Genomic DNA, 6,404 nt, shown 5'->3' with positions numbered 1-6,404 from the left:
TTTGTGCAATTTGTTTTTCATAATCTTTTTTTGTTTCAGTTAATTTATTAATTTGAGCTTGTATGTTTTCTATTTGTTTTTTTCTTGATATTTCTAAAATATCCTCTTTGGTTGTATCTTCATTAAAAAAAATAAAAAAATAAAAAGCACTTTCTATTAAACTATTATAAACAAATTCAATTTCTTCTAATTGAAAATCATTTTTTGCTACCCAAGGATTTATTTCTAAATATTCTTCAGGAGAAATATTTTCTTTTATTTTATAAGTTGTTTCATAATAATTATTTGCATTCAATAAATCTAATTGTCTTAAAAAATGATAAAAATTCTTTTTTTGCTTAAAAAAAGCTGCTAAAGGTCTTTTTGTTAGTGATTCCTTTGGCAATTTTATCATATAAGCAAAATTTAAAATATTAAATTCATCCCAAAAATTTATCATATATTCCAAATCATTTATTTTGCTCATATCAAAATTATAAAAATTATATTTTGTAAATATTTTTAGAGATAAATAGTATAGACAATTTTTGATTATATTTTTTTTTTTCAACATTTTTTCATCAATATTATGCATTTGGAAAAAAAGTGATTGTTTTAAATGAATTATTATTTTTTTTATAATGCTTTTTTTAAGCAAATGTTCTTCTAAAAAAGGACTTTTATCTGATTCTTGGATATATTTTATTATGTTTTCTTCATTTAAAACTTTTTTTTTTAATAATTGAGAATATGAAATTTTATTTTTTAAATAAAAGTTTTTTTTATTTTTATTAAAAAATATTAATAATAAAAAGAATGTTATTGTTAAAAAAGATAAAAAAATAGAATAATTACGTATTTTTTTCATATTAAAAAAAATTTTAATAAAATAACTTTCTAATGAGAATATAACAATAAAACAATATTGTTTTAAATAAAATTTCAATAATTAAATATAATTTTCTATATTTTTTTTAATTAATTTTTTTTCTTATTAATTAAAAAAATTTATATAATTATTAATTATAATTAAATTATTATTAGTAATTATAACATTTTTTTGATTATTTTAACATATTAATAATAATAATTAAAATTATCAATAATTAATAATAATATTTATCTAATTTTATTTTTTCGTAAATTAATTTAAAAAACAAACTATTTTCATATATAGTTTTAATAAGTATTTTAGTAAGTATAATAATTTATGATATTTTAATTATATATATCGGGATGAATGTTTTTTTATTTCAATATTTATAATAAAAAATATACAATAATAAAAAACTTAATTTATTTTATATTTATTTTTCTTATTTTATTTTTTGCAATAATACATATATAATTATAATTAGTATTTTTATTTAATTATTATATCTTATGTTTTTTATTAAAATTAATCTATTAATTTTATTAATTTTTTTGTGAAAAAAGTGGAAAATATGAGGAAAAATTTTATTATATGAAAATTAGAACAATAAGATCTTTTCAAAAAGGACATAAAATACCTGAATATATTTGGGATAAGATTTTTGAAGAAGTTAGATTTACACCTTCCTCTTTTGATTTACAACCTTGGTTTTTTTTTGTTTTTGAAAGTGAATTTAATAAACAAAAATTAAAAAAATGTTTAATAGGTAATCAAGAACAATTAGAGACTAGTTCAGCAATGGTTTTACTTTGTGGCAAGTTGAATAAAGTAGATTTTAGTTCTAAGATTTATAAAAATAAATTAAAAAACAATGAAATAACAATGCAACAAAAAAAAAATATTTTAAATCAAATCCAAAAATATTATAATTCTTTAGATAAAAATATTTTTAAAAATGAACTTTTTTTAGAAATAGGTATTATTTCTCTACATTTTGTTTTAGTTTCACAAAAATTTGGTTATAATTGTTGTTATATCGGAGGTTGTTATTTTAATAAATTAAATAGTTTATTTCAAATTCCTTCAGAATATCAACCTATTATTTTAATAGCGATAGGTAAAAAAAAAAAAGCGAAAGAAGATATAAAAAAAAAAATTAAATTAAAACCTGAAGAATTTGTAAAATTTTTATAATATTATTTTTGTTAATTATCAAATATAAGAAATAATATAGTTATTTTATTTTTTTATTTTAAATTTTTTTTTAGTTTATGATTTAATAACTTTTTTTTATAAAATTTATATATGTTTGACATTAATAAATTCATTAGACAAAAAAACATATTATGATAAATTTATAGATAGGTAAAATAGAAATGAATAAATTTGATAAAAAAATGATAAAAGTAACAGCTATATCCACAAGTTGCTTAGATTATTATCATGATAAACCTAAAAATATTGATTTAATAAGAATTAAAATTTTAATCGATAATAAAGAATATATCGATGGACAAGATATAACAGCTTTAGATTTTTATAATAAATTAAATAATAATTCTAAAATATCAGTTAAAACTTCCCAACCTTCTCTTGGAGATTTAGTTAATTATTTTGAGAAAATATCCCAAAAATATGAAAAAGTTTTTATTCCTACTCTTTCAAAAAAACTAAGTGGTACTTATAATACTATTATTCAAGCTCAAAAAATGGTTAAAGAAAAAATTAAAGTTATTCCTTATGATACTAATACTATTTCATTTTCAGAAGGTTTTTTCGCTTTAGAATCAGAGCGTTTGTTTTCAAAAGGAAATTCTGTAGAAGAAGTTACAAAATATTTAGATTTTTTTAAAAAAAATAATACTATTTTTTTTATGGTTGGTTGTTTAAAAAGATTAATAAAAAGTGGTCGTTTAAATAAAACTAAAGGTTTTTTAGGTCGTTTATTTAGAATTAAGCCTATTTTACAATTAGATAATCAAGGTCAAATTAAGATTATAGATAAAAAAATTAAATTAGATAATGCTTTTTATTCTATTATTAACAATATTCGTAATTATACTAAAGATAAAAAATTTTTAATTCATATTTTATTTACTAATCATGATGATGGATTAAAAAATAAATTTCAATTAATTTTGAAAAAAGAATTACAAATTAATGATATTATCGAAATACCTATCTCTCCCTCGATCGGAGTTCATTTAGGAGCTAATGTTATTGGAGTAGGGATAATTTTGAAAAATTAATTTTTTTTAACCAGGAGTTTTATATGATTATTAATAAAAATATAATAAAAAAAAATGAAAAAATAGAAAAAGGTAAAAAAATAATTAAAATATTACAAAAAAATGGTTTTGAAGCTTTTTTAGTAGGAGGCGCTGTAAGAGATTTTTTTTTAGATATTCCTTTTTATGATGTTGATATTACAACTAATGCAAAAGTAGAGGAAGTGAAAAATATTTTTGAATGTCAATTAATAGAATCTAATAGTATAAAATTTGGTTCAATTAAAGTTTTTTTTGAAAATAATTTGTTTGAAATTACTTCTTATAGAAAAGAAGGCCCTTATTTAAATTATAGATATCCTTCTTATGTTATTTTTATTTCTGATATAAAAAAAGATATTTTAAGAAGAGATTTTACTATTAATGGTCTTTTGATGAATGAAAAATCAGAATTAATAGATTTTATTGGTGGTTATCATGATTTAATAGAAAAAAAAATCCAAACTATTGGTGATCCTTATGTTAAATTAACTGAAGATGTTGTAAGAATGATAAGAATTTTTTATTTGCAAGCTAAATTAAATTTTGAAATTGAATTTAATACAAAAAGAATTTTAAAAGAAAATATTTATTTATTAAAAAAAATTCACAATAATAGAATGATAAAAGAATTAAAAAAAGTTTTTTCTCAAAAGTATTTAGAAAAAACTTTTATTTCTTTAAAAGAAACAAATGCTATATTTTTTTTAAAAAAATTTAGTAATTATTTTCCTATTTTATTAGAAAATTTTAATTAAAATTTGCTAATAAAATTAATAAAATAAAAAGATAATAAAATTAATAAAATAAAAAACAAAATAAAAGAGTGTAATAATGTGTAAAATAAAAAAAAATTTTTTAGAAAAAAAAAAAATTGGAAAAAAATATTCCTTAATAGGTAAAATTTTTCATATCAATAAAGGTGATAATTTTTATAATATTGATCTTTTATTACCTGAACAATTTACTATTAATATTAAAATAGAAGATTTTTCAGAAGTTATTTTAAAAGAAAGAATTTATTTTTTTGAAGTAATTTGTTCTATAGAAAAAGAAAAAAAATTCTTCATATCTAAAAAAAATATTTTAATTGAAGATATTTTAAGTTTAGAAAAAGTTTTTAAATTTTATTCTTATTTTTTTACTTGTTCTCCTATTTCTTTTGCTTTGATAGGGAAAAAAATTGAAATTTTTCTATCTTTTATCAAAAATAAGATTTTATTTAAACTGACTGCTAATTTATATAATAAAAATAAGATTAAGTTTTTAATTTCACCTGCTGCTTTTAAAATGCATCATGCTTATTATGGAGGATTAAGTTATCATACTTTAAGTATGTTAGAAATAGCTCAATTTTTTTTAAAAAAATATTCTTATTTAAATCCTGATTTATTATATGCTGGTATTATATTACATGATATGGCAAAGGTACAGGAGTTTAATTTTGAACAAAAAATATATAATAAAGAAGGTATATTATTAGGTCATTTGATTTTAGGAGTTAATAATATTCATGAAGAAGCTTTGAATTTAGGTTATCACAATAAAGAAGAGATTTTACTTTTAAAACATTTATTAATTTCTCATCATGGTTTGTTAGAATATGGTTCTGCTAAAAAACCTCAAATTGCTGAAGCTCTTTTATTATGGTTTTTGGATGATATTGATTCTAAAATTAATTCTTTAGGAGAAATGTTAGATGTTACACAAAAAGGATGTTTTACAGAACCTTTAAATGTTTTATTAAAAAAATGTTTTTATAAACCTAATTTATTTAAATAAAATTTTTTAAAATGTTTAAATTAAGTATAAAAAAATATTATTTTATATAAATCGAAATTAATTATAAGGTTTTTGGAGAGAAAATATTTTTTTATTTTTTATAATATAAAATAATTTTTAATTTTAAAATAATATATTTAATTTAATTAATATAAATTAAGATATTAAAAAAATTTTTATTAATTTTAAAATAATTTTTTATATTTTATTTTTTTTTAAAATATAATATTTATATAATAGTATAAAAAAATACAAAGGAGTTTTAAAATTATAATAAATTATGATTATAAGTAAAATTGATTTACAAAATATTATTAATAAGGAAGAAAATGTTTTAGTTGATTTTTTTGCTAATTGGTGTGCTCCTTGTCAAAGATTAATGCCTATTTTAGAAAAATTAAAAAAAGAAAGAAAAGATATTAAAATAGTGAAAATTGATATTGATTTAAATCAAGATTTACTTTTAGATAATAATATAAAAAGTTTTCCAACTTTGATATTGTATAAAAAAGGCAAAGAAATTAAAAGAAAAATAGGTTTTTGTTCTTTTGAAGAATTATTAATTTTTATTCAATAGGATAACTATTTTTTTGTAAATTTATTATTATATGATAATAAAACTGAATAAGGAATTTAATTAAATGGAAGGTTTTTTTTTAATCTATAAAAAAAAAGGTATATCATCGCATGATGTTGTGCAACAAATTAAAAAGAAATTTAATTTAACAAAAGCTGGTCATACAGGAACTTTAGATCCTTTTGCAGAAGGACTTTTGATTGTTTTGGTTAATAATTTTACTAAATTATCTTTTTTATTTGAGAATTTAGACAAAACATATGAAGGAATAATACTTTTTCACAAAAAATATGATACTTTAGATATTACTGGTAGATTAATAGATCAAAAAAATAAAAATGATATTTATTTAAATTCAGAAATAATTCAAAAAATTTTTAATGATTTTCGTAAAAAAGAATATTGGCAAGTTCCTCCTCTTTTTTCTGCTATCAAAATTAAAGGTCAAAAAATGTATCAATTAGCTAGAAAAAAAATTCAAATTAGTATTCCTTCTCGAAAAGTTAATATTTATGATTTAAAAATGATTTCTTTTTTAAAACCGGATCAAGTTAAATTTTTTGTAAGAGTTTCTAAAGGCACTTATATAAGAAGTTTAGCGAGAGATATAGCTGAAAAATTAAATACTTACGGATGTTTAAAAAAATTAGTTCGTATTTCTATAGGTCCTTATTCTTTAAAAAGATCTCAAACTCTAGAATTAATTTCTAGGGAAAATTTAATAAATATAAATATTTTTTTCAATCATTGTCAAAAGATTATTTTAAATGAATATTTAGTTAAATTAGTTAAAAATGGTATTTATTTAGATAAAAGACAAATTATAACAAATAATCCTTTTATTGTATTAGATAAAAATAAAAAATGGATTGCTTATTATGAACCTATTTCTCCTCATAAGTATTGTCCTAAATATTTTTTTTAA

The 6,404-nt window shown here is 17.4% G+C and carries 7 protein-coding genes; 6 read left to right on the top strand and 1 reads right to left on the bottom strand.

Translation table 11 applies throughout. From position 1 onward, the window contains the following. A partial coding sequence (locus DH96_RS01620) for a hypothetical protein (RefSeq protein ID WP_146735085.1) occupies positions 1-847 on the bottom strand: 847 nt, incomplete at its 3' end. Between the two features lie 597 nt (positions 848-1,444). On the opposite strand from DH96_RS01620, the gene DH96_RS01615 reads away from it, so the two are divergent. From DH96_RS01615 to truB, 6 genes are all read left to right on the top strand, one after another. Beyond that, positions 1,445-2,047 (top strand): nitroreductase family protein, encoded by a 603-nt coding sequence (locus tag DH96_RS01615; RefSeq protein ID WP_066540606.1) that lies wholly within the window; start codon positions 1,445-1,447, stop codon positions 2,045-2,047. Between the two features lie 182 nt (positions 2,048-2,229). Further along, positions 2,230-3,102 carry a DegV family protein gene (locus DH96_RS01610; RefSeq protein ID WP_235590207.1) on the top strand — a complete coding sequence of 291 codons (873 nt, stop codon included), beginning with the start codon at positions 2,230-2,232 and terminating at the stop codon, positions 3,100-3,102. Positions 3,103-3,125: 23 nt separating this feature from the next. Further along, positions 3,126-3,878, top strand: a complete 753-nt coding sequence (locus DH96_RS01605) for a tRNA nucleotidyltransferase/poly(A) polymerase-related protein (protein WP_066540607.1) — start codon at positions 3,126-3,128, stop codon at positions 3,876-3,878. Positions 3,879-3,954: 76 nt separating this feature from the next. Then, a complete protein-coding gene (locus DH96_RS01600; RefSeq protein WP_066540608.1) occupies positions 3,955-4,902 on the top strand; it encodes an HD domain-containing protein in 948 nt (315 codons plus the stop codon). A 280-nt stretch (positions 4,903-5,182) separates the two neighbouring features. Continuing rightward, positions 5,183-5,479, top strand: a complete 297-nt coding sequence (gene trxA / locus DH96_RS01595; RefSeq protein ID WP_066540610.1) for a thioredoxin — start codon at positions 5,183-5,185, stop codon at positions 5,477-5,479. Positions 5,480-5,543: 64 nt separating this feature from the next. Beyond that, positions 5,544-6,404: a tRNA pseudouridine(55) synthase TruB gene (gene truB / locus DH96_RS01590; protein WP_066540613.1), complete on the top strand. Its 861-nt coding sequence runs from the start codon at positions 5,544-5,546 to the stop codon at positions 6,402-6,404.

Origin of the sequence: Candidatus Phytoplasma oryzae (genome assembly GCF_003263355.1) — a bacterium.
Classification (GTDB): domain Bacteria; phylum Bacillota_I; class Bacilli_A; order Acholeplasmatales; family Acholeplasmataceae; genus Phytoplasma; species Phytoplasma oryzae_B.
The sequence above is the reverse complement of the archived record's forward strand: the minus strand, read 5'-3'. Positions and strand labels throughout refer to the sequence as shown.

Bases quoted from the DNA above. Each gene is read 5' to 3' on its own strand.
- DH96_RS01615 (WP_066540606.1), top strand. From the start codon at position 1,445: ATGAAAATTAGAACAATAAGATCTTTTCAAAAAGGACATAAAATACCT.
- DH96_RS01610 (WP_235590207.1), top strand. From the start codon at position 2,230: ATGAATAAATTTGATAAAAAAATGATAAAAGTAACAGCTATATCCACA.
- DH96_RS01605 (WP_066540607.1), top strand. From the start codon at position 3,126: ATGATTATTAATAAAAATATAATAAAAAAAAATGAAAAAATAGAAAAA.
- DH96_RS01600 (WP_066540608.1), top strand. From the start codon at position 3,955: ATGTGTAAAATAAAAAAAAATTTTTTAGAAAAAAAAAAAATTGGAAAA.
- trxA (WP_066540610.1), top strand. From the start codon at position 5,183: ATGATTATAAGTAAAATTGATTTACAAAATATTATTAATAAGGAAGAA.
- truB (WP_066540613.1), top strand. From the start codon at position 5,544: ATGGAAGGTTTTTTTTTAATCTATAAAAAAAAAGGTATATCATCGCAT.